This is a genomic window from Frankia sp. CcWB2, from assembly GCF_977927585.1.
In genome coordinates this window covers 2,052-2,500 of record NZ_CDWRCM010000093.1, presented here as the reverse complement: position 1 = coordinate 2,500, position 449 = coordinate 2,052, and the positions used below count along the sequence as shown (strand labels likewise).

Annotated in this window: 1 protein-coding gene; it reads right to left on the bottom strand. The window is 67.9% G+C overall.

The window, feature by feature from the left end; translation table 11 throughout:
* Positions 1-406, bottom strand: a 406-nt coding sequence (locus ACY45C_RS11640) for an ATP-dependent Clp protease proteolytic subunit (RefSeq protein ID WP_462187631.1), incomplete at its 3' end; no start/stop codon positions are given.
* Positions 407-449: the final 43 nt, after the last annotated feature.

Below are 449 nucleotides of genomic sequence, written 5' to 3'. Positions count from 1 at the left end.
CCAGCGCGAACCGCTTCCCCGGCGTGCCCGCCGCCAGCAGCACCGCCGCCGACGACGCCACCTGCCCCATGCAGATCGTCGAGATGTCCGGCCGCACGAACTGCATCGTGTCGTAAATCGCCGTCAACGACGTGAACGACCCACCCGGCGAGTTGATGTAGATCGAGATATCCCGGTCGGGATCCTCGGGCTCCAGGAACAGCAACTGCGCCATCACGTCGTTCGCCGACACATCATCGATCTGCACACCGAGGAAGACGATCCGCTCCTTGAGCAGCTTCGAGTACGGATCCATCGAGTACTCACCGCGGGAGGTCCGTTCCACGATGTTCGGCAGGACGTGACGGGCCCTCGGTGCACCGCCGCCCAGCATGATCCCGCTCGCGGCGGGAGGCCGCCCGGTCATCGCCCGCTCCCGCCGCCGGGGCCGAAACCGGTGCGGCCCGCCC